Genomic DNA, 21768 nt, shown 5'->3' with positions numbered 1-21768 from the left:
GGTAACTGGGATCTTTACCTGCCACTTTTTCAGAACTTTTGTCCCTAGATAAGGAGAACTCCCATGGCCGTCTCAAAACAGGTGATAGCAACCGAGGCCATTACCCGCAAGGTTGATCTAGACAACCCCAAAGTTGTAGCCAAGCTGAAGAAAAACATGGGCCACATGACCTATGGTGAGCCCGCTTGGCCCAACGATTTGCTCTTTATGTTTCCGGTGGTGATCCTGGGCACTATTGGAGTGATCGTTGGCCTGTCAGTCATGGATCCGGCAGGTGTAGGGGAGCCGGCGGATCCCTTTGCTACGCCTCTGGAAATTCTGCCGGAATGGTATCTCTACCCCGCCTTCCACATCCTGCGGATTGCTCCCAACAAGCTGTTGGGAATTGCTCTGATGTCTGCCATTCCTGTGGGTCTCTTGTTTGTGCCCTTCATCGAAAACGTCAACAAGTTCCAAAACCCCTTGCGCCGCCCAGTGGCGACAACGGTGTTCCTGATTGGCACCTTGGTCACCCTCTACCTGGGCATAGGTGCCACCTTGCCCTTGGATAAGTGGGTCACCTTGGGCTTGTTCTAAAAGAACATCTGGGACTCCCGCTTGATGGGTTGATCGTCATCATCACCATCAGAATCACCATCAGAGTGCAGCAGGTCGGTGGCCGGGCTGCACTTTCTCTTTTGGAGAGCTTTTTAGAGGAGTTGTCTGCAAACCTGTGTGCCAAGGGATGGGCAAGTCCGCCGAAATGGTAGTATCTCTACGCCCTCATCTTCAGCTTGACCGCTCATGAGCACTTCTTCTTCAACTGCTCGAACCTATCGGATCACAGCCCTTGCCGGAGATGGGATCGGCCCCGAAATCATGCGGGTGGGACGAGCCGTTTTGGATGCAGTTGCCCGGCAGATGGGATTTGCTCTCCAGTGGCAAGAGGGCCTAATCGGCGGGGCTGCCTACGACCAGACTGGGGATCCCTTGCCGGCAGAAACCCTGAAAATGGCTCAAGAGAGCGATGCCGTTTATCTGGCTGCTGTCGGCGACTTCAAGTATGACGCTCTGCCTCCTGAGAAACGCCCGGAGCGGGCCTTGTTGGGCTTGAGGGCGGGGCTGGGGCTGTTTGCCAACTTGCGCCCGGTAAAAGTCTTCCCTCAACTGGTGGGGGCTTCCTCCCTGAAGCCAGAGGTGATCTCGGGGATCGACCTGGTGGTAGTGCGGGAGCTGACGGGGGGCATCTACTTCGGCCAGCCCAAGGGAATCTTCACGGATGCCCAGGGATCCCGGCGCGGCGTGAACACCATGGTCTATAGCGAAGCTGAGGTGGATCGGATTGCCCGAGTTGCCTTTGAGCTGGCCCGCAAACGCCGGCGCAAGCTCTGCTCGGTGGACAAAGCCAACGTTCTCGAGGTGTCGCAACTGTGGCGGGAGCGGGTCAATGTCATTGCGGCTGAGTACCCGGAGGTGGAACTTTCCCACCTGTACATCGACAATGCCGCCATGCAGTTGGTGCGCTGGCCCAAGCAGTTCGACGTCATCCTCACGGGCAATCTCTTCGGCGATATCCTCTCCGATGAAGCGGCCATGCTGACCGGCTCTATTGGTATGCTGCCCTCTGCCTCTCTGGGATCCTCTGGCCCCGGCCTATACGAGCCGGTACATGGGTCGGCTCCCGACATTGCCGGACAAGACAAAGCCAACCCCATTGCCCAGGTGCTCTCCGGCGCCCTGATGCTGCGTTACTCCTTGGATCAGCCACAAGCTGCCGACCGCATCGAACAGGCGGTAGAAGCCGTTTTGGCGCAAGGGTACCGCACCCCAGACCTCTACTCTGAGGGAATGACTTTAGTGGGTTGCCAGGAAATGGGAGAAAAGTTGGTGGCAGCCCTGTCCCAGCAGCAGGCGCAATAGCCTTTTTCGGGGCCACAGGCTACAGCCAAGGCAGACGTGCGGCGATTTCCAAGCAATTTCCAATTGTGGGGATCCTTGGAGCTACGCCCAACCGGCTTCAGGGAGAAGGTCGACCTCCTCGGTGGTTTTAATGGCCTCTTCCGGTCGAGGTGTGGCTTCTTGGCAGCGCTCCATGGCTTGAAGAAGCAGGGCTTCCCCTTCCTGCACCGTCTCAATGCGACAGAGGAGAGCACGGAATTGAGAGGCTCCGGCAAAGTCTTTGATGTACCAAGTCATGTGCTTGCGGGCCTGACGGATGCCACGTTCTCCCTTGTACTCCCAGAGACCGCGCAGATGCTCTAAGGCCATTTGAATCCGCTCCAGGGGAGTGGGGGCCGGTCTTTCTTGACCGGTTTTCAGGAAGTGATCGATTTCCCCCACCAGAAAGGGATAGCCCATGGTGCCGCGGGAGCACATCACCCCATCGGCTCCGGTTTCCTCCAAACACTTCACCGCTGCGGCTGTCGAGAAAATATCCCCATTGGCGATGACGGGAATGCGCAGGTGCTGTTTGACGCGGCGGATCCAGTCCCAGCGGGCTTTGCCGTTGAAGCCTTGGGCGCGTGTTCGGGCATGCAGGGTGAGCAGTTGCGCCCCTGCCTCCTGCAGACGGTGGGCAAAATCCAAAATGTTGATCTCCTGATCTGACCAGCCCAGGCGCGTTTTCACGGTTACGGGCACCTCCACTGCGTTGGCCACCGCCTCCACAATTCGCGCTGCCGTGTCGGGATCGCGAAGCAGAGAAGAGCCGCCGCCGTTTTTGGTAATCTTGTTCACCGGGCAGCCCATGTTGATGTCCACCAAGGTCGCCCCTTCGTCCACCGCCATGCGGGCTGCTTCCGCCAGAAAGTCAGGCCGACAATCAAACAGTTGGATGCCAATGGGCTGCTCTCCCTCGCCGACCTCCATGATGCGGGGCAACTGGCGGGCATAGTGCAAGCCGGTCGCACTGACCATTTCCGTGTAGACCAAGCTGTGGGGGGCAAAACGGCGCACCAGCCCTCGAAAGACTTGGTCGGTTACCCCTGACAGCGGCGCCTGAAAAACGCGGCTCAAAACTTTTACCCCGCCGATATTGAGGGGCTGGGACAAGCGGGCTTGGAGTTCCGGCGAAAGCTGCAGGCCCATCGGGATCCGGAGAAAGCTATCCCTCTTTGTTGACAAAGTAAAGAAGACCCATGATGCGCGCTCGTTTGATCGCGGCGGTGAGCTCCCGCTGCTGTTTGGCGGTCAGGCCGGTGATGCGGCGGGGCAAGATCTTGCCACGCTCGGTCACAAATTTCTTGAGCAGCTCCACATCGGTGTACCTAATGGGCTCTCCCGGCTTGATGGGAGACAGGCGGCGGCGAGCGTAAACCATAGAGTAGGAGAACGGCGAAACGGCTTGAACTACTTAATCTCTTTGTGGACGGTGTGGCGGTTGCAGTGAGGGCAGAATTTCTTCAGCTCCAAGCGGGCTGTTGTGTTGCGGCGGTTTTTGGTGGTGGTGTAGCGGTTCACACCTGGAGAGCGCTTGTTGACGTTGGTGCGGCACTCGGTGCACTCCAGGGTGATGATGATGCGGGCACCCTTTGCTTTGGCCATGACGGATCCCAAGACGAAGGTAAACGGCAATGAGGAAACTGCAATCCCAGATCCTGAGGCTGGAGATGGGGGTTTACCTCGATAAGCGCGATCACCAATTATCCAACTTTTCCTTGACGGAATCAACCCAAGTTTTCACGTGCTTGCCCGTTTGTTGCCGTAGGCTACGGGCGTTGCGATCCACATCTTTGCTCAGGCGCTGCAACTGCTTGGACAGATCCCGCACGGCATCATTGCGCTGGGCTTGGCGCAGCAGGTCGCGAGCAGCCGATTTGACGTCGTCAGCAGCGTCCCCCTCTAGGATGTCCTGCAAAAACCGCAAGACTTTTTCATCCAGGTGGTAGCCCCGCTCCGCTTCCACCACTAGGGTACGTCCGGCGCGGTCGTGAATGGTTTGGCGTTTTTCCTTGTCGAAGACGGCAAACAGCCCATCCGCAGCCAGAGGCACCAGCAGGGCCTCTGTAAGCACAAAGAGGGAGAGCACTCCCTCTCGAGCCAGAGAGCGAACCAGGTGCGGCGAGGCTTCGGTTTCGGGATCCAGGGTTTTGATGTTCAGCAGCCATTTGCCGAGGCTTTGGCCCTCAGGACGGGATTGGAAATAGCCGCGGTTCACCAGCCAGGTGGCGAAGAAGGCGAGATAGCCGGTCATGTCCACGGCGCCTGCATTGGCCCCTACCAGAGCAGCCAAGCCTTGGGCTAGGTAGGAGATCCCCAGCCCCAGCCCAAAGTCGAGGGCAAAAGCCCCAATTCGTTTGCTCCAGGGAGCCAATTTTGGCAGGGGTTCTCCCTCAGTAGCCGTTTGCGGGGCTGGCCGCTCGGCTTGAACCGGGGGCAGAGAAGTGGCAGGGGGCAAAGCGCTGAAGGTTCGCCACTCGCCAGCACTTTGATCCAGTTGTTCGGTTTTGGGCCGCTCTGGAAATTGGGGGCGTTCGGGGTAGGGTCTGGGATCCGTCATTGCCGGTTGAGACAGTCAGTTCTACCATTCTAGCGAGGCAAGCCCACACCCACCGGCAGAGGGGACGGGCTGCGACGGGGGATCTCGTAGGTCAGCCGATCGCGGGCCAGCAGGGTATTGGGAAAAATGGCCTGAGCTTCTGCCAGCAGGTCTTCCAAGGTAATGGGGGCCTCTGGGGTGTAGCGGGGGCTGAAGTGGGTGAGGATCAAAGCTTGGGCCTTGGCTTCGGCGGCCACTTGGGCGGCCATGGCGGCGGTGGAATGCTTAGAGCGGCGGGCCAGCTCCAAGTCAGCCTGGGCGTAAGTGGCCTCGTGGATCACCAAGTCGGCAGCCCGGGAGAGATCGACGGCGTTGCGGCAGAAAATCGTGTCGGTGCAGTAGGAAAATTTGCGGCCCGGAATGGGATCCCCGACATAATCCCGTCCGTGAAAGCAGCGGCCCTGCCAGATGATGGATTGGCCGGCCTTGAGCTGCCCATACAGAGGGCCAAAGGGGATCCCATCGGCTTGGGCTTTGGCCACATTAAAGCTGCCTGGCCGATCCTGTTCCACCACGCGGTAGCCGAAGGCGGGCACCCGGTGATCCAAGGGCGCGCAGAAGACGGAGTATTCCGGCTCTTGCAGGATGAGACCGGTTTCGACGGTGTGAACGCGGAAGCCGTAGGGGATGCGCGTCTCGCTGTAGCGCAACACGGCCTTCAGGTACTCTTCCAGGCCCGGCGGGCCGTAGATATCGATGTGCTCAGGGGTGCTGCCCAGGCCGCAGGAGGCCAACAGCCCTGGCAGGCCGTAGATGTGATCCCCGTGCATGTGGGTGATGAAAATGCGGCGCAACTGGCTGGGGCGCAGCTCGTCTAGGCGCAGCAACTGGTGCTGGGTGCCCTCGCCGCAATCGAACAGCCACCATTCTGACCGCTGCGGAAACTGCACCGCCACCCCAGAGACATTGCGCTGGCGGGTGGGCATGCCGGAGCTGGTGCCCAAAAAGGTGATCCGAATGGCATTGGGATCTGTCACAGGGGCAAGACCTCAAGGATTGGGATCCCTAGCTTACCAACTGCTCCCGCTGGCCGAGAAAAAACCCTTGATAGGATGGGGAGTAGAACGTACCGTTGAGCCTTCTCGTCATGATCACCCTGACCGATAGCGCCATCCAAGAGTTGAAGCGCCTGCGCAGCAAGTACGAAAAAGAGGGATCCCAGCCCATCCTGCGTCTGGGGGTCAAGCCGAGCGGCTGCTCTGGCCTCTCTTATGTGATGAACTTCGAGTCTCAGGCCAACCCTGACGATCATACCTTCGACTTTGGGGATATCCAGGTGGCAGTGGATCCCTTGAGCATGACCTTGATCAGCGGCACCACCGTCGACTTTTCCGAGGATCTGCTGGGCGGTGGCTTCCGCTTCAAGAACCCCAACGCAGTCGCCAGTTGTGGGTGTGGCACCTCCTTTGCCACTGCTGAGACTGCTGCTGTCGTTGGTCACTAAAGTCTCAATCGCTGCCTCCCACCCGCCTTTGGGCGTCAACGGTTGGAGGGCTCTAGGCTGGGCAGCCAAAGGACAAACCAAGTCCATCCCTTCTGGCTGGTGACCCGGACTTGGCCCTGCAGATACTCCACCCAATGCTTCACCAAGGCCAGTCCAAGGCCGCTGCCCGGCTGCGCCCAGGGATCCTCAGAGGGCACACGGTAAAAGCGTTCGAAAAGGTGGGGCAGGTGTTCAGGCTCGATTTGGGCGGTGTTGCCAATCCTTAGCTCAACCCCACCGGGAAAGGCTTGCACCTCCAAGCGGAGGGTTCCGCCCGGCTGGGTAAACTTGCAGGCATTTTCCAGCAGTTCCTTCAGGATCAGGGTTAGCTGCTGCGGGTAGCTGTAGAGCACTGCCGGGAATGAGGTCGGCTCTGCCATCTCCAGCTTCAGTTGCCGGGCTTGAGCCCGTTCTCGCACCCCGTCGAGCAGGCTTGTGCAAAGGCTGTGGAGATCGATGGCAGCAGCCGCAGAGCTCAACTCCTTGGCTTCTAGGCTCTGCAGATCCAGCAATCTGTTGATTAGCTCGATTTCAGCTTGACATTCTTCTAGGGCAATGCGGTGGTATTGGCGCTGCTTCTCGTCTAGAGGGGAGCGGCCCAACAGTTCCAGGGCCAGCTTGATCTTGGTGAGGGGGGTGCGCAGCTCGTGGGAAACGCTGGCCAGAAAGCTATCCTTGAGGCGGTTGAGCTGCTGCAGATCCTGCACCTGGCAGGCCAACTGGGCAGTGCGTTCTTGCACCTTGGCTTCTAGGGCTTGGTTGAGTTCCCGCAGGTGGCGTTGGGCTTGGCTGGCCTGGATCAGGCGACGGATACGCCGCTTCAAAACCGACCAGCGAATGGGTTTGGAAATGTAATCGCTGGCCCCGGCAGCAAAGGCTTCATCCACGCAGGACTCATCTTCCAGCGCCGTGACGATGAGAATGGGCAGATCCGAGTTTTGAGCATGGAGGCGGCGACAGCACTCAAACCCATCCACATCCGGCATGACCGCATCCAGCAAGACCATATCCACTGGGTGTTGAGCGGCTAGCTGCAGACAGACTTCGCCGCTGCTGGCTTCCAGGACTTGGTAGCCTTCTCGCTCAAGGGCGTAGCGAACCAAGAGTCGCTGGCTGGGCTCATCGTCCGCGATCAACAACAACGGTTTCTTTTCAGGCGAGGGGGATCCCGCCTGGGCCTCAGGAACCGCCGGCGAGCTGGCCGGAGGGTGGGGATTGGGCCTCAGCATAGGCATTGAGAGGAGAGGGAGAAAGGCTCTGCACTCAGGAGGAGAGACTGAGGGTAACTTGCCGATATGCCACCTCCAGCTTCTGCACGGCTTGCTCTATAGTATCCCATTTTACAGAACTGGCTGGCTCGGCATGAACCAGCTTTTCCAACTGCTGACACAGCTCGGCCAGACGTTTGGCGCCCAGGGTGCTGCTGCTGCCCTTGAGGCGGTGGGCCAACCGAGCAATGGCTTGGGGATCCCGCTGCTCTAGGGCCTGCCGCAGGGATCCCAATAGAGCTTCGCTGTCCTGCCGGTAGGTTTGGATCATCTCCTGCCAGGCTTCTGGAGAGCTGAAGACTGCCCGCATCTGGGCGAGGATAACGGGGTCGAGGGGCGGATCCTCTTCTTGGCTGGCCGGGATGGGAAGGGGAAGGGATCCCTGAAGAACCCGGACTAGGGCGGCTGGCTCCAAGGGTTTGGTTAGATAGCCATCCACCCCGGCAGCTTCGGCGGCAGCACGGCCTTCCGAAAACACATTGGCCGTGAGGACAACAATGCGAGGCTGGCGCTCAGGAGGCAGCTCAGCACGGATGCGACGGGTGGCCGCAAGACCATCCAGCTCCGGCATTTGCATATCCATCAACACCAGATCGTAGGGTCGCAGGCGCAGAGCTTGGACGGCTTCCAGACCGTTGCCGACTACGTCGGGCCGGTAGCCCAACCGCTCCAGCATGAGGCGAATCACCTTCTGGTTAACCGGGTTATCCTCTGCCACCAGGATCTGCAGTGGGTAGCGGCTGGCCAGGGTCGCGTCCCAAATGGAGGGAGGAGCGGCGGGAGAGGAAGATAAGGAGGAAGGAGCTTTTTCTCCCACAAGCCCCAGCAGCAGCTTCCGCAGTTGGGAGGCTTTGACCGGCTTGGCCAAAGTGGGGAGAGGGTCTGCTGTGGAGATGAAGTTGCGCCCCGTCAGCACTAGCGGTAACAGGCGGGGTTGCGCTGTCTGCAGGTCAGCCGCCAGGGTCAAGCCATCCCGGTCTGGCAGGGTGGCATCCAGAAGGGCCAGGTCAAAAGGACGAGTTCTAACTGCAGCCTGGGCTTCTGCCGCCAAGGCACAACAGGTTACCTCCATGCCCCAAGCGCTCAGCAGTCGGGATAGCAACTGCCGTTGACTGGCGTTGTCTTCCACCAGCAAAACCCGCTTGCCGGCCAAGCACGGATCCGGTGCGGCGGTTGGCAACAGCTCCTGGTCTGGCCTCTTTAGGGGGATGCGAAAGCGAAAAGTGGATCCCTGGCCTGGCTGACTTTCCACCCCGACTTCTCCCCCCATGAGCTGGCAGAGACGCTGGCTGATGGCCAGGCCCAGACCGGTGCCGCCAAACTGGCGGCTGATGGAGTTATCCACCTGGCTGAAGGGCTTAAAGAGGCGATCCAATTTTTCGGGGGGAATGCCAATGCCTGTATCCCGCACCTGAACGTTGACCCATTGCTTTTCAGGATCCCTCTCCCCTGCCTCGACCGTCACCACTACCTCTCCCTGGGGGGTGAACTTGATGGCGTTGCTGAGCAGATTGGCCAGGATTTGGCGCAGCCGGTTGGGATCCCCTATCAAGGTTGGCGGCAGGCTGGGATCCACCCAAGCCACCAGTTCCAGATCCTTGCTCTGGGCTTGGGCTGCCATCAGATCCAGCAGCTCCTCCACCAACTGCGGCAAGGAAAAGGGTATTTCCTCCAGTTCCAGCTTCTGGGACTCGATCTTGGAGAAATCGAGGATGTCGTTGATTAGGTTCAGCAGCACCTCGCCTCCATAGCGGATGGTCTGTACCCAATCCTGCTGCTGCGGATCCAAGGAGGTGTCCAGGAGTAGACTGGTCATCCCCAAAATGGCGTTGATGGGGGTGCGGATCTCGTGGCTGATGGTGGCCAGGAACTCGCTCTTGGCCCGGCTGGCGGCTTCGGCAGCTTCCTTAGCTGCTTTCATCTGCTCTTCTGCCAGCTTGGCTAGGGTGATATCCCGCCCGGCGGCGTAGATCAGGGATCCGGCCAAAGAGGCTCGCCACTCGATGAAACGATAGCTGCCGTCCTGGGTGCGGTAGCGGTTGACAAAGTGATCCAGCCGTTTCTCTTCGACAAGCTGCTGCATGGCCGCCTGCGTGGCGGGGAGGTCGTCCGGATGAACCCACTCCAAAAAGGGTCGGCTCTGCAGCTCCTGCAGGGAATAGCCCAGCGTAGTCTCCCAGGCGCGGTTGAGACGGCGAAAGTACCCTTGGGCATCGGCAATGCAAAGCAAATCCAGAGCTACCGAGAAAAACTGCTCCAGCTCCGCTTCTGCCGACTTGCGGGCAGTGATGTCCACCGCGGTAAACACCCAACACGGGATCCCGCGCAAGACAAGGGGCTGCACAAACACGTCTTCCCAGACAACTCGGCCATCCTGCCGCTGCCATTGCCACTCAAAGCGGGCGGATCCCTGCTGGCGGGCTTGCTCCAAGTAGGACTGCAGCGAGAACTCCCCGCCCCGAAGAGCCTGGCGATAGGGAGACTGCTCGGAAGCGTCGAAGGCCCGCAGCTCCTCCAGGCTGAAAAACCCGTAGGCGGCAATGGCTTGGGAGTTGGCCTCCAGGATCTCGCCGGTCTCGGCATGACGGATGAGGATGGCCACAGCGGCATTCTCAAACAGCGCCCGGAACTTCTGCTCGCTTTCCTGGACGGCCTGCTGGGATCGCACCCTGTCGGTTACATCGCGGACGATCACCACCACCTCTTGGGGGTTGAGGGGCACAATGCGCACCTCTTCGTGGCGGGTCTCCCCTTCAATCTCGATGCTTTGGTCGTAGCGCTGCCGCGTCTGGGTAGCTATAGCCTGCTGAACAAAGAAAAGCCGCCGCTCGGCCAACTCCGGTGGCAAAAGCTCCTGCAGGGATCGGCCCACGTAGGTGTCCGGCGAGCCATAGGGAAGAACCTCGCCCCCGGAGACAAAGCTCAAGCAGATGCCCTGGCTGTCCAGGCGAAAGATCAAGTCGGGAATGGCTTCTAGAATGGCTCGCTGCACCTGTTCAGCGGCTTTCAAGGCCAGCTCTGCCTGCTTGGCTTCTGTAATATCCCGCACGATCACCAGGACTTCCTGGCTGTTCAGAGGCACAATGCGGGCTTCTTCGTGGCGTACCTCCCCTCGGACTTCAATGCTGTACTCGTAGCGCTGTTGGGTTTGGGTGGCCAGAGCCTGCTGAACATAGAAAAGCCGCTGCTCTGCCAGCTCCAGCGGCAGAATCTCCTGGAGGGATCGACCTAAGTGGCGCTCTGCTGGGCAGTCAAGATGGACATCGCCGCCGGAAATAAAACTCAGGCAGATGCCCTGGCGATTCAGGCGAACAATAAGGTCGGGGATGGCTTGGAGAATGGCCCGCTGGGTGGCTTCCATTTCTCTAAGGGCCAACTCCGCCTGTTTCCGCTCGGTGATATCCCGCACCAGGATGTAAATTTTGTCTCTCCCGTGAGCGACAACGCAGGCTCTCCGATAGCAGCGGATCCCCGGCTCAATCTCAACTTCGTACTCTAGGTACTGCGGCGTCTGGCTGACCAAGGCCCCCTCCGCCAGAGATGGATACTGCTCTTTCAGCGAGCCAGTAAACACGTCTTGGGCGCGGCAACCCACGTAAAACTCAGGCGGATGTCGGGTGGGAACGTAAGGGGAAGGCTTGCAATGAAGAATGACTCCCTCGGCGCTGAGCTCAAAAATCAAGTCGGGAATGGCCTCGTAGAGGGCGCGGTAGCGAGACTCGCTTTCCTGTAGAGCCCGCTCCATCTTGACCCGCTCGCTGATGTCGCGGCTGGTGATGAGGATCCCATCGCCCACCGGCACCACTTGGTGATGGATCCAACTGGCCTTCAAGCCCGGCTGCCCCGAAATGGGGAACTCCTCTTCCAGAGGAATGCCGGTTTCCACCACTCGCTTGTATTTCTCAAAAAAGCCCCCCCAGCGGTTGATGGGCAGCAGCTCGCACAGCCGCTGGCCGATGATCTGCCGGCGCTGGAGGGAAATGAGCTCTTCCCCCTTGGCGTTGACATCCACAAAGACAAAGTCGATGATCTCGCGGGTAGCGGGATCCCGCACCGCCTCCAGCAGGTAAATAGCATCCAAGCTGGCTTCCAAGGCTGCCCGAAAACGAGCCTCTGGGCCAGGGCTGCCCCTAAGAAGTTGGAAAGGAAATCTCAGGATCCTCCGCAAGACAGAAAGCTGCTGCAGGCCGAGCAGCAGAAGAGCCAAGAAGAGGGATCCCAGCAGCCAAAAGGCAAGGCCAGAGGGATCCACCAGGCCCACCGTTTTCCCTACCGCCCATAGCTCTCTGTGCATAGAACCCAGAGATTCCTGCCCCCTTTCCACAGTATCCCAGCAAGTCTTTCCAGCTTATCTTGGAGGTCAAAAGAGGAAGCTCAGCTAACTTGCGGAAATGGCCTCTATGCAATGGGCAGGATTCCTCAAGAGTGGCTTTTTGGGGAAATGAGTCTTGGCTCAAAGCTTTGTTTCTGGGTGCAGTAGGGAGAGAGACTCTTTATTGTGAAGATGCTTTATTGTGAAAAATAATTGTGAAGATTCAGCGGGATCCCTTGCGCCAGCGGCAATAGAGTTTTTCCAACTCCACCCAGACCATAACCACGGTGCTAGAGCCCAAGCAGATCAAAAGTTCAGTGCGGGTTAGCTCCTCTGTGCCAAAGAAGCTGCGCAAGAAAGGCACATAGAGCAGAGCCAATTGCAAGAGCAGAGTGGTCAGGACCGCGCCCAGCAGGTAGGGGTTGGAGAAAGGGTTGGTCTCGATGGTGAGCTTCTCGTTGGAGCGCACGGCCAGCGCATGGCCCATCTGGGCGATACACAGGGTGGTGAAGACCATCGTGCGCCAGTGGGGGATGTAGGCTTCCACAATGGCCATCATGAGGATTGTGGAGATGGCAAAAACCACGCCGATGCGCACCATGTAGGCTCCCAGACCCTGCGCGAAGATGCTCTCTTTGGGGTTGAAGGGGGGGCGCTGCATCACCCCTGGCTCCGCCGGTTCCAAAGCCAAGGCCAGAGCGGGCAGGCCATCGGTCACCAAGTTCATCCACAAGATCTGTAGGGGTGTCAGCGGCACATCCCCCAAGCCCAGGATGGGGGCAGCAGCCACTGTCAGCACCTCACCGATGTTGCTGCCCAAAATGTACTTCACAAAGCGGCGGATGTTGCTGTAGACCACTCGCCCTTCTTCAATGGCTGCCACGATGGTGGCGAAGTTGTCGTCCAGCAGCACCATGTCGCTGGCCTCTTTGCTCACATCGGTGCCCGTGATGCCCATGGCGATGCCAATATCCGCTTGGCGCAGGGCAGGGGCGTCGTTGACCCCATCCCCGGTCATGGCCACGAACTCGTTTTGCTTTTGCAAGGCCTGGACAATGCGCAGCTTGTGTTCGGGGGCGACGCGGGCATAGACCCTGACGGTTTGTACCGTTTGCAGCAGCTCCTCGAAACTCAAGCGGGAGAGGGTACGCCCGTCAATCGCCTGATCCTCCGACTCGAGAATGCCCAGCTGGCGGGCAATGGCAACAGCTGTCAGTTGGTGGTCGCCGGTAATCATCAACGTGCGGATCCCAGCTTCTCGGCAGCGGGCCACGGCCTCTCGTGCCTCTGGTCGCGGAGCATCGTGCATCCCCATCAGGCCCAGCCAAACCAGGTTGTGCTCCACCTCTTCCCCGTTGTCCGGGATCCGCTCTAGCCTCTGGGTGGCTACCCCCAGAACCCGGATACCTTGGGCGGCCAGGCGGTTGTTGGTGCCGAGGATGGCTTGGCGATCGGTTTCCGACAGCTCCTGCCAAGTGCCCCCTTTCTGGATACGATCACACCGCTCCAGCACCAGCTCTGGGGATCCCTTGATGTAGACGCAGTAGCCGCCGTTTTCTTGGATCACCACGCTCATGCGTTTTCGTTCCGAGCTGAAGGGGAGCTCCTGCACCCGTGGGTAGCGCTCCTGTAAAGAGCCTTTGTGGAGGTTGGCCTTGGCGGCTGCCACCAGCAGGGCGGCCTCGGTGGGATCCCCCAGGATGGACCAGGTGGGCGTTGAAGGGGGGGAAGAAACTGCAGACCGAGGGTTACGCCCGGCAACGGGTTGGAGACTGGCCTGCAACAGGGCATCGTTGCAGAACACCACGGCCCGCAAGATGGCCTGCAGATCCGGGGCGCTCCCGGGATCTATGGGCTGGCCGCCGCAGTAGAAGGAGCCCTTGGGGATGTAACCGGTGCCGCTGACGTGGTAATGGCGGTCGGGGGTAATGATGTCGGTCACCACCATTTTGTTTTCCGTGAGGGTGCCGGTTTTGTCGGAGCAGATGGTGGTCACGGATCCCAGGGTTTCCACTGCTGGCAGGCGGCGGATGAGGGCATGGCGGCGCACCATGCGTTGGGTGCCAATAGCCAGGGTGACAGTGATAACCGCGGGCAGCCCCTCTGGTACCACGGCCACGGCCATGCTCAAGGAGGTTTCCAGAAGCGAGGTGAAAGGGGCCATGCTCCCGGCTTGCAGCAACCCTATCCCCACCACCAGGGCCACCAAAGCCAGGGATCCCGACACCAGCACATTGCCCAGTTGGCTCATGCGCCGCTGCAGGGGAGTGGGCTCGTTTTCCACCGTTTGTAGCAGCTTCGCCACCTTGCCCAGCTCCGTGTTCATGCCGGTGGCAGTAACCAAGAGGATCCCTCGCCCCTGAATCACTTCGGTGCCCATGAAGGCCATGTTGCGCCGTTCCCCCAGCTCGATGTCCGGCGAGAGTACGCAGTCTGCCTGTTTGGTTACAGGGGTGGCTTCTCCGGTCAAAGCTGCTTCCCGCACCTGCAGGTTCACGGCCTCGGCCAAGCGCCCATCGGCTGGGATCTGTACCCCGGCTTCCAGCAGCACGCGATCCCCCGGCACCAGTTGGCTGGCTGGAACTTCTTGCCACAGGCCATCCCGCTCCACCCGCACAGTAGGGGAGGCCAGTTTTTTCAGGGCCGCCAGCGCTTTTTCCGCCCGACTTTCTTGCAAATAGCCCAGGCCACCGTTAAGGCCAACGATCAACAAAATGGCCAGGGCATCTTTGGGAAACTCGCCTTCTTGCAAGTCCAAAGTGGCTGAGATCGCCGCTACGGCGATCAGCATCAGCAGCATGATGTTGCGGAATTGATCCAGCAGGACTTGCCAGGAGCTGCGGCCAGAAGAAGTGGTGATCAGCTCATTGGGGCCATATTGCCGCTGCCTCTGGATCACCTGCTGAGTGGTGAGGCCACGATCGGGATCGGTCTGCAACTTCTGGATGGCAGCGGCGAGGGTGAGGCTATGCCAGGCAGGAACAGAAGCAAGGGGGGATCCATCCGGTGGGATCATCGCGACCACTCGAGGGTTCTTGCCGCATTTTGACATACTCCCCGCCCTCGAGGGGGAGGATTCTTGTCATCTCCCCAGTTGTTCGGGCCATAGCTCTTCTGGCGCCAGCGGCTGGGATCATCTTCAGAGCGCCAAGCCCACGACGAGGATCGAACTCGTGACCTCCCCCTTACCAAGGGGGTGCTCTACCACTGAGCCACGTGGGCAAAGCCGATGGTGGGCCGAGTTGGATTCGAACCAACGTAGGCGTAAGCCAGCGGATTTACAGTCCGCCCCCTTTAACCCCTCGGGCATCGACCCGTTGACACCGGTCTTTCATCATAGCAGAAGGTGTTGCGTAAGTCAGACACACTCCCACTGTGCCAATTGTCAGCCATCTCAAAACCGAGGAGTCAGAGTCGAAGCGGAACGAGGCAGCCCCAGAGCTGGGTATAAAGGGATCGGGTTAGGGCTGGGCACTTTTCAAGACAAACTGAATAAGGAACTTGATATCGTTTAAGACAGTTTTCTGACTCCTGACCATGATTTCGACCCTCGGCACTCCCACCCATCCAGAGCAGACCCTTTCCCCCAACCAGTCTTTGCGCCCCTTGACCAGCCGTATCAACAGCCGGGGGCACTTGGAAATTGGGGGGTGCGACGTGGTGGAGCTGGTGCGCCAGTTTGGATCCCCTCTCCACATCCTGGACGAATGGACGCTGCGCCGCGCCTGCCAGCTTTACCGTGACACCTGGGCCCGCTGCTACGCCGGGGGATCCCGGGTTTTGTACGCCACGAAAGCCTGGAATTGCCTGGCCATCTGTGCATTGGCGCTGCAAGAAGGGCTGGGGTTGGATGTGGCTTCTGGCGGGGAGCTGTACACGGCCCTGCAGGCGGGGGCCAAAGGTGAAGATCTCTATCTGCACGGCAACGCCAAGTCTCTCGACGAGCTGAACTTGGCCCTGGAGACGGGCTGTACTTTGGTGGTCGATAGCCTGTACGAACTGCAGCAGGTGTCGGCCCTGACCACGCCCGCACGGCCAGCGCGGCTGCTCCTGCGGGTTAACCCTGGTATTGACGTCCACACCCACGAGTACATCCGCACCGGACAAACCGACAGCAAATTCGGCATCGGCCAATGGCAACTGCCGGAGGTGTTTGACTTTTTGGCAGCCCATCCCCAACTGCAGTGCGTTGGGCTCCATGCCCACATTGGGTCACAGATTTTTGATCTACAGGGCCACCGCGACCTGGCGGGGGTGCTGGCCCAGATCTGGCGGCAAGGGCTGGGCAGAGGGTTGCCCCTACAAGAGCTGAATGTGGGTGGGGGCCTGGGGATCCGCTATATCGAATCCGATGATCCCCCCTCCATCCCGGAGTGGGTGGAAACTGTGGCAACGGCGGTGCAACAAGCCTTTGCCCAGTCCGGGATCCCTTTGCCCAAGGTGCTCTGCGAGCCTGGACGATCTGTGATTGGGCCGGCTGCCGTGACCGCCTACACCCTGGGAGGGCAAAAGCGGATCCCTCCCAGCGATGACCTGCCCCAGGGACGCACCTACATCACCATCGACGGTGGTATGTCCGACAACCCCCGCCCGATCACCTATCAAGCCCGCTATACCGCCCTTCTGGCCAACCGACCAGAGGCAGAGGCCACGCAGCGGGTAACGGTGGCCGGCAAGCACTGCGAGTCGGGGGATGTGCTGTTGAAGGATGTGCTTCTGCCCGCCCCAATGGCAGGAGAAGTGTTGGTGGTTTTGGCGACGGGGGCCTACAACTACAGCATGGCTTCCAATTACAATCGCTTCCCTCGGCCAGCCGCGGTGCTGGTCAACGAGGGAGAGGCCCAGTTGATTGTGCGGCGAGAAACTTATGCCGACTTAATCCGTCAAGATGTCTTGCCAGAGCGGTTGCTGCGTTGAAGGGGAAGTTTGCCCATACCCATCTGGTCAGTAGAGGCACAGCCTTTCCTGGCAGCGCCGACCGCAGCCAACGCACCTCATGCGAGAAAGACTGGAAGACAGCCAGGAGGTGAGTGGTAGGCTGGTCTGGGGGCCGCAGTCCAACAGGGGTTCTGAGGTGCAGAACGGCACCAGGCAGAAGGTCCGCAATGAGGGGAGCGTGAACGGGGTTTTTCGCCATGCTGGCGGCCTTATGGGCTTGGCTACAGCAGTTTAACTTTCTCAGCCTCTTGGACTGGGCTCTGGCTGTCTTTCTGTTGGCTTTGGCTCTCTACTACACCCGCGAAAGTCGTGCTGGGGTGCTGGTGAGGGGATTTATAGTGCTGCTGGTGCTGTACCTGGCCACAGCCTCTCTCCCCTTGGTTCACCTGATCTTGGATCGCCTGCTCCTGGGCGCAGCTGTAGCCATGGGCGTGCTCTTTCAACCGGAGTTTCGGCGGCTGCTGGAGCAATTGGCAAGAGCCATCCGCATGGAGTGGCCGAGCAACGCAGGCGATGACGAGGAGGATCCTGAGGAAGATTTGGTGGAAGAACTGGTGCAAGCAGTGCGAGAACTTTCCCAAAACCGCACAGGAGCGCTGATTGTGATCGAGCCGGAGCAACCAATTGACTCGCGGGTGTTTACCGACAAAGGAGTACCTCTCCAGGCGCGGGTGTCGCGGGAGATCTTGCAGACCATTTTCCAGACTTCAACTTTGTTGCATGATGGGGCTGTGGTCATCCATCGGAATCGCATTCGCGCAGCGGGGGTCATCCTGCCGGTTTCGGAGCGGGCCGCCTCTCGACAGCTGGGCACACGGCACCGCGCTGCGATGGGGATCACAGAGCAGACCAATTGCTTGTGTATTGTGGTCTCAGAAGAAACGGGATCCATTTCCCTGGCGGAGGGTGGGCGCATCGAGCGGCCTCTGACCAGTGCCAAGTTACACGAGCTGCTGGTACAGCGGTTGCGCAATCCCCGCGATGCCAAAAAACGAGATGCTCCGCTAAAGGGATTGTGGGCCCACCCCTGGTTTCGCAATGGGCCGCTGCGCTGGTGGGGATCCCTCTCCGATCTAACTAAACTCTTTCGCAAACCTGAGAAAACCCTCCCCGAAGACTGAATCTCCATGACCCTTTCTCCTGCCCATCTTCTGCAGTTGCCTGCCGACCTAGATCCGCAGTTGTTGCCCCGCCATGTGGCGGTGGTGATGGATGGCAACGGGCGTTGGGCGCAAAAACGGGGCTTACCCCGCAGTGTTGGGCATCAGCGAGGGGTAGCGGCCCTGAAGGAGCTGCTGCGCTGTTGTGATGACTGGGGGATCCCAGCCCTTACCGCCTATGCCTTCTCCACCGAGAACTGGGGCCGGGCCCGCGAGGAGGTGGATTTTCTCATGACTTTGTTCGAGCAGGTGCTGTGGCAGGAATTGGGGGAAATGGTGCAGCAGGGGGTGCGCATCCAGTTTGCCGGCCAGTTGTCGGCTCTGCCCCACTCTCTGCAGGAAACCATCGTGCATGCGGTGGCCTGCACCCAGCACAACAAGGGCATTTGCCTGACGGTGGCCCTCAACTACGGGGGAAGACAGGAGATCCTGCAGGCCTGCCGCTCCATTGCCACCTTGGTGCAGCAGGGGCTGCTGCAGCCGGATCAGATTGACGAGGCCCTCTTTTCCCAATTTCTCTACACCACCGGCTTATCGGATCCTGACCTGCTGATCCGCACCAGTGGCGAGATGCGCATCAGCAACTTCCTGCTCTGGCAGATGGCCTACACCGAGCAGTATTTCACCCCCATTCTCTGGCCGGATTTCGACCGAGCCGCTTTTCACCAAGCCTTGCTTAGCTATCAGTCGCGGCAGCGGCGGTTTGGCAGGTGAGGATGATCCCTGGTTGGATATCCGTTGCCAACCGGCAGCTAGCGCAGAAAGCTGGTCACCAACCACATCACCGTAAACGTGATCCCCACCAACAGCGCACCAGGAGCATCGCCACCGGTGAGAGGAAGGGCAATGCCGTAGGCCAACATCAGCCCCAGGCTCAGGCCCGCCAGGGCCAAGAGAAAAGCGCGAATGAAGCGGCGCTCTTTGCGGTACAGGAAATAGATACAAGCCATCAGCCCCAAGGCCAGTTGCAGCGAGGGGTACTCATCGGGAGCCAGGATAACCCAACCCCCCAGCCCACCCAGCAGCGCCGCAGGCCAGAGGGCATCGGCGGTAGAGGGGGTATCCAACCAGCGGCTGACCCAGGGGGGATTTTGGGCAGCAGGGCGAGGCAAACTCAGCTCCGGCTCAGGATGGGCAGCCCGTTGTTCGGCGTAGCGAATGCGATCGGGAACGGCGATTTTGCCCTCTTTGCGCAGGCGCAGGCGCTGCATCAGGATGGCATCGTAGGCTTGCTCCACCCGCTCTTGCTGCTGTTCATCGGCGCCCAAGCTGGCCAGGAGCCGAGCCCGCGCCGATTGAATCTCTTCAAAAGAGGCTTCTTCGCTAATTCCCAACACCTGATACGGACTCATCTCAGCCATAGCGACCAGCCCTGTAACTCTTTATCACCTTAACCCAGCCTGCCCGACCTTCGATCCGGCTACGTGACGGGGATCGACAACGGGGATTGAGTTGCCGCATTCCCCAAGGCTACGGATTTGGAGATGGAGGCAAGCTCCGTTTGTAGACATCGGGCCACATACTCAACCGCAGCGTAGGTGGTGGCTTTGCCAAGGCTAAGGCGAATGGATCCCAGCGCCTCGGCTTCTGAGTGGCCCATGGCCAAGAGGATGCGGCTGGGGATCAGTTGGCCGCTGCTACAGGCGGAGCCGGCGCTAATGGCGATCCCCTGGCGGCTTAGGGCCCTGACCAGCACATTCCCCGGGATCCCTGCGGCGCAGTAGCTGAGGTGGTGGGGCAGACGCTGCTCCAAACGGACGGGGCCGGTCAGCCGCAAACCGGGCACCTCCGCTAGCAACTGGGCCAAATGCCGTTGCAATTGCCGCAGGCGGGCCGTTTCTTGAGATAGCTCTTGGGCCGCCAAAGCTGCCGCCACTCCCAAGCCGACAATGCCCGGGATCCCTTGGGTGCCAGCCCGCAGCCGCCGTTCTTGCCCACCCCCCCGCAGCAGCGGTCGCAGCTCCACCCCTGGGCGCACGTACAGCGCCCCCACCCCCTGGGGCCCGTAGAGTTTATGCCCGGAAAGGGAGAGCAGATCCACCGGCAGTTGCGCCAGATCCAGCGGGATCCGCCCCACCGTCTGCACAGCGTCGGTGTGGAAGAGCACCCCCGCCTGGCGACAGATCTGACCCAGCTCTGCAATGGGCTGCAGGGATCCCACCTCATTTTGGCCGTGGACGATGGAGACCAAAACGGTATTGGGTTGCAGCGCCTGGATCAAAGTCTGGGGATCCACCTGGCCGGCGGCGTTCACCAGCAGACGGGTGACCTGCCAGCCTTGGGACTGCAACTGGCGGGCAGCATTCTCCACCGAGGCGTGCTCGACGCTGGAGATGATGAGATGTTGGGGAGTAGAGTAGCGCTGGGCCACCCCAAACAGGGCCAGGTTGTTGGACTCCGTCCCGCCTGAGGTAAACAGCAGCGCCTCCGGCTCACAGTTAAGCAGCTCGGCCACCTGCTGCCGCGCCCGCTCCATGGCCATGGCGGCCCGTTCTCCCCACCCGTGCAAGCTGGAGGGGTTGCCCCAGCTTTCCTGCATCGCCATCTGCATGGCCTCGATCACCTCAGGCCGAGGCGGAGTGGTGGCGCTGTGGTCAAAGTAGAGGGCAGGATCCAAACGCAACATGCCAGCTCGACCAGCCGGGGCTCCGTGTTCCTATCTTAAGATCCTTGGCCAGTGTTGCCCAACGCTGGCAGCAGCTTCCCCTTGTTGAGGCCAAACCCGCTGGAGGCAAATTGAGCCTGCCTACTTGAAAAGACTAGTACGCTGGCGGTGCATCACCACCGATTCCACCAAGCCAATGGCCAGAAAATTGGTCAGTAGAGCCGAGCGGCCATAACTTAGAAAAGGCAAAGGCAAGCCGGTAATCGGGGCCAGGCCGATGGTCATGCTGATGTTCACCACCGCCTGAAAGAGGATCATCGCCAGCACCCCAATGGCAATCAGGGATCCAAAATTGTCCTTGGCCCCTTGGGCAATCCAGATCAGCCGCGCACACAGGATCCAAAACAGGATCAGCACCGTCAGGGTGCCCACAAAGCCCATCTCTTCCCCAATGGCGGAGAAAATGAAATCCGTGTGCTGTTCGGGGATGAAGTCCAGCTGGGTTTGGGTGCCCTGCTGGATACCGCGGCCCCAGAGGCCGCCGGCTCCGATGGCAATGCGGGATTGAATGAGGTGATAGCCGGCTCCCCAGGGCTCTTGCATGGGATCGATAAAAATCTCCAGCCGCCGCCGCTGATAGGGCTTGAGAAGGTGCCAAGCTAGCTGACCCAACTGCCCCGAGAGCAGGTTGATTACCCCAAAAGTTACGGCCCCCGTCCACTGCCAGGGGAGACGCCAAGCAGCCAACCCCGCCATTCCCAGACACCAGAGCAGCCAAACCCAAAGCATCCAGCTCAGCTCTGGGCGAGTGTGTAAGCCATAGAGAATGGCTCCCACCCCCGGCGACAGGAGCAAGAGGATCCAACTGCCCTTGGCTCCGGCCCAGTAGAGCATGACCAGGACAATCACCACAAACACCAGGGCAGTGCCCAGGTTGGGCTGCAGGAAAATCAAGATCCAGGGAGGAGCAATGACGGCAACGGCCACCCAAATCTGGCTGAAGTACTTGATCGGCCAGTGGTGCAGGAGAGCGGCCAGGGTGATGATTACCCCCAGCTTGGCAAACTCAGAAGGCTGCACCTGAAAGCCAGCGATGGAGAGCCAGCGCTCCGCCCCTCCCCCCGCCGTGCCGAAAAAGAGCACTGCAATTAAACCTGCCAAGGTCAGGAAGTAGGTGAACCAGTGCCAGCGCAAAAGCCGCTCATACGGGATCCGGGCTACCATTCCCAAAAACACCAGGCTGATCCCGGCCATGATCAACTGCTGCAGCCAATAGTGGCTGATGGGACGCTCCCAGACTGCGCTGCGGATGGCAAGAATGCCGATGCCTGTCAAGGCCAGCACCGTGGCCAGCAACATGCCATCGAACTCGCGCCAAGGAGCCAAGATCTGCCGCAGAAGCTTTTTCCACCTAGGCTGAGAAGACACCTTTGGGTCAACGTTGCCCAGCAATAGACCCCATCCTCCAAAGCAAGGCCAGCACCAG

The 21768-nt window shown here is 59.9% G+C and carries 17 protein-coding genes and 2 tRNA genes; 6 read left to right on the top strand and 13 right to left on the bottom strand.

Going from position 1 to position 21768, the window contains the following annotated elements:
- The first annotated feature begins 63 nt into the window (after positions 1 to 63).
- Complete coding sequence (gene petD, locus NW818_RS01355) at positions 64 to 576, top strand: cytochrome b6-f complex subunit IV (RefSeq protein ID WP_011433236.1); 513 nt, start codon at positions 64 to 66, stop codon at positions 574 to 576.
- Between the two features lie 207 nt (positions 577 to 783).
- Positions 784 to 1899 carry a 3-isopropylmalate dehydrogenase gene (leuB, locus tag NW818_RS01350; protein WP_414399133.1) on the top strand — a complete coding sequence of 372 codons (1116 nt, stop codon included), beginning with the start codon at positions 784 to 786 and terminating at the stop codon, positions 1897 to 1899.
- A gap of 81 nt (positions 1900 to 1980) precedes the next feature.
- Here leuB and dusB read toward each other — a convergent pair whose 3' ends face one another.
- From dusB to NW818_RS01325, 5 genes are all read right to left on the bottom strand, one after another.
- Complete coding sequence (gene dusB, locus NW818_RS01345; protein WP_414375158.1) at positions 1981 to 3066, bottom strand: tRNA dihydrouridine synthase DusB; 1086 nt, start codon at positions 3064 to 3066, stop codon at positions 1981 to 1983.
- A 16-nt stretch (positions 3067 to 3082) separates the two neighbouring features.
- Positions 3083 to 3298 carry a 30S ribosomal protein S18 gene (rpsR, locus tag NW818_RS01340; RefSeq protein ID WP_011433239.1) on the bottom strand — a complete coding sequence of 72 codons (216 nt, stop codon included), beginning with the start codon at positions 3296 to 3298 and terminating at the stop codon, positions 3083 to 3085.
- A 29-nt stretch (positions 3299 to 3327) separates the two neighbouring features.
- A complete protein-coding gene (gene rpmG / locus NW818_RS01335) occupies positions 3328 to 3522 on the bottom strand; it encodes a 50S ribosomal protein L33 (protein WP_011433240.1) in 195 nt (64 codons plus the stop codon).
- A gap of 91 nt (positions 3523 to 3613) precedes the next feature.
- Positions 3614 to 4477 carry an RDD family protein gene (locus NW818_RS01330; protein WP_414412719.1) on the bottom strand — a complete coding sequence of 288 codons (864 nt, stop codon included), beginning with the start codon at positions 4475 to 4477 and terminating at the stop codon, positions 3614 to 3616.
- A gap of 29 nt (positions 4478 to 4506) precedes the next feature.
- A complete protein-coding gene (locus NW818_RS01325) occupies positions 4507 to 5475 on the bottom strand; it encodes a ribonuclease Z (protein WP_041437346.1) in 969 nt (322 codons plus the stop codon).
- 113 nt (positions 5476 to 5588) lie between these two features.
- Between NW818_RS01325 and NW818_RS01320 the strand changes: the two genes are divergently transcribed.
- Positions 5589 to 5960, top strand: coding sequence for a HesB/IscA family protein (locus NW818_RS01320; protein ID WP_414341999.1), 372 nt, complete (start codon positions 5589 to 5591; stop codon positions 5958 to 5960).
- A gap of 35 nt (positions 5961 to 5995) precedes the next feature.
- On the opposite strand, the gene NW818_RS01315 is transcribed toward NW818_RS01320, so the two are convergent.
- The 5 genes from NW818_RS01315 to NW818_RS01295 all read right to left on the bottom strand — a co-directional run bounded on the left by NW818_RS01315 (position 5996) and on the right by NW818_RS01295 (position 14895).
- Complete coding sequence (locus NW818_RS01315) at positions 5996 to 7228, bottom strand: response regulator (RefSeq protein ID WP_414423623.1); 1233 nt, start codon at positions 7226 to 7228, stop codon at positions 5996 to 5998.
- Positions 7229 to 7262: 34 nt separating this feature from the next.
- Complete coding sequence (locus NW818_RS01310; protein ID WP_414423622.1) at positions 7263 to 11561, bottom strand: PAS domain S-box protein; 4299 nt, start codon at positions 11559 to 11561, stop codon at positions 7263 to 7265.
- A 241-nt stretch (positions 11562 to 11802) separates the two neighbouring features.
- Positions 11803 to 14595 (bottom strand): cation-translocating P-type ATPase, encoded by a 2793-nt coding sequence (locus NW818_RS01305; protein ID WP_414423628.1) that lies wholly within the window; start codon positions 14593 to 14595, stop codon positions 11803 to 11805.
- 134 nt (positions 14596 to 14729) lie between these two features.
- Positions 14730 to 14801: transfer RNA gene (locus tag NW818_RS01300), tRNA-Thr, on the bottom strand.
- Between the two features lie 8 nt (positions 14802 to 14809).
- A tRNA-Tyr gene (locus tag NW818_RS01295) sits at positions 14810 to 14895 on the bottom strand.
- Positions 14896 to 15116: 221 nt separating this feature from the next.
- On the opposite strand from NW818_RS01295, the gene lysA reads away from it, so the two are divergent.
- The 3 genes from lysA to NW818_RS01280 all read left to right on the top strand — a co-directional run bounded on the left by lysA (position 15117) and on the right by NW818_RS01280 (position 18391).
- On the top strand, positions 15117 to 16496 hold the full coding sequence (gene lysA, locus NW818_RS01290; RefSeq protein ID WP_414423621.1) for a diaminopimelate decarboxylase: 1380 nt from the start codon (positions 15117 to 15119) through the stop codon (positions 16494 to 16496).
- Between the two features lie 218 nt (positions 16497 to 16714).
- Positions 16715 to 17638 (top strand): diadenylate cyclase CdaA, encoded by a 924-nt coding sequence (gene cdaA, locus NW818_RS01285; protein ID WP_414423620.1) that lies wholly within the window; start codon positions 16715 to 16717, stop codon positions 17636 to 17638.
- A 6-nt stretch (positions 17639 to 17644) separates the two neighbouring features.
- Entirely contained in the window at positions 17645 to 18391 is a 747-nt protein-coding gene (locus NW818_RS01280) for an isoprenyl transferase (protein WP_011433250.1), read from the top strand.
- A 38-nt stretch (positions 18392 to 18429) separates the two neighbouring features.
- Here NW818_RS01280 and NW818_RS01275 read toward each other — a convergent pair whose 3' ends face one another.
- The 3 genes from NW818_RS01275 to rodA all read right to left on the bottom strand — a co-directional run bounded on the left by NW818_RS01275 (position 18430) and on the right by rodA (position 21734).
- Positions 18430 to 19038: a CPP1-like family protein gene (locus NW818_RS01275; protein ID WP_041436527.1), complete on the bottom strand. Its 609-nt coding sequence runs from the start codon at positions 19036 to 19038 to the stop codon at positions 18430 to 18432.
- A gap of 59 nt (positions 19039 to 19097) precedes the next feature.
- Positions 19098 to 20303 (bottom strand): cysteine desulfurase family protein, encoded by a 1206-nt coding sequence (locus tag NW818_RS01270; protein WP_041436530.1) that lies wholly within the window; start codon positions 20301 to 20303, stop codon positions 19098 to 19100.
- Between the two features lie 120 nt (positions 20304 to 20423).
- A complete protein-coding gene (gene rodA, locus NW818_RS01265; RefSeq protein ID WP_414423619.1) occupies positions 20424 to 21734 on the bottom strand; it encodes a rod shape-determining protein RodA in 1311 nt (436 codons plus the stop codon).
- Positions 21735 to 21768 lie beyond the last annotated feature (34 nt).

Origin of the sequence: Synechococcus sp. R6-5, from assembly GCF_047461775.1 — a bacterium.
Classification (GTDB): Bacteria; Cyanobacteriota; Cyanobacteriia; order Thermostichales; family Thermostichaceae; genus Thermostichus.
This window is presented reverse-complemented; position numbering and strand designations above follow the sequence as displayed.

Coding starts and splice junctions, on each gene's coding strand:
- petD (WP_011433236.1), top strand. CDS start 64: ATGGCCGTCTCAAAACAGGTGATAGCAACCGAGGCCATTACCCGCAAG.
- leuB (WP_414399133.1), top strand. CDS start 784: ATGAGCACTTCTTCTTCAACTGCTCGAACCTATCGGATCACAGCCCTT.
- dusB (WP_414375158.1), bottom strand. CDS start 3,066: ATGGGCCTGCAGCTTTCGCCGGAACTCCAAGCCCGCTTGTCCCAGCCC.
- rpsR (WP_011433239.1), bottom strand. CDS start 3,298: ATGGTTTACGCTCGCCGCCGCCTGTCTCCCATCAAGCCGGGAGAGCCC.
- rpmG (WP_011433240.1), bottom strand. CDS start 3,522: ATGGCCAAAGCAAAGGGTGCCCGCATCATCATCACCCTGGAGTGCACC.
- NW818_RS01330 (WP_414412719.1), bottom strand. CDS start 4,477: ATGACGGATCCCAGACCCTACCCCGAACGCCCCCAATTTCCAGAGCGG.
- NW818_RS01315 (WP_414423623.1), bottom strand. CDS start 7,228: ATGCTGAGGCCCAATCCCCACCCTCCGGCCAGCTCGCCGGCGGTTCCT.
- NW818_RS01310 (WP_414423622.1), bottom strand. CDS start 11,561: ATGCACAGAGAGCTATGGGCGGTAGGGAAAACGGTGGGCCTGGTGGAT.
- NW818_RS01305 (WP_414423628.1), bottom strand. CDS start 14,595: ATGATCCCACCGGATGGATCCCCCCTTGCTTCTGTTCCTGCCTGGCAT.
- lysA (WP_414423621.1), top strand. CDS start 15,117: ATGATTTCGACCCTCGGCACTCCCACCCATCCAGAGCAGACCCTTTCC.
- cdaA (WP_414423620.1), top strand. CDS start 16,715: ATGCTGGCGGCCTTATGGGCTTGGCTACAGCAGTTTAACTTTCTCAGC.
- NW818_RS01280 (WP_011433250.1), top strand. CDS start 17,645: ATGACCCTTTCTCCTGCCCATCTTCTGCAGTTGCCTGCCGACCTAGAT.
- NW818_RS01275 (WP_041436527.1), bottom strand. CDS start 19,038: ATGGCTGAGATGAGTCCGTATCAGGTGTTGGGAATTAGCGAAGAAGCC.
- NW818_RS01270 (WP_041436530.1), bottom strand. CDS start 20,303: ATGTTGCGTTTGGATCCTGCCCTCTACTTTGACCACAGCGCCACCACT.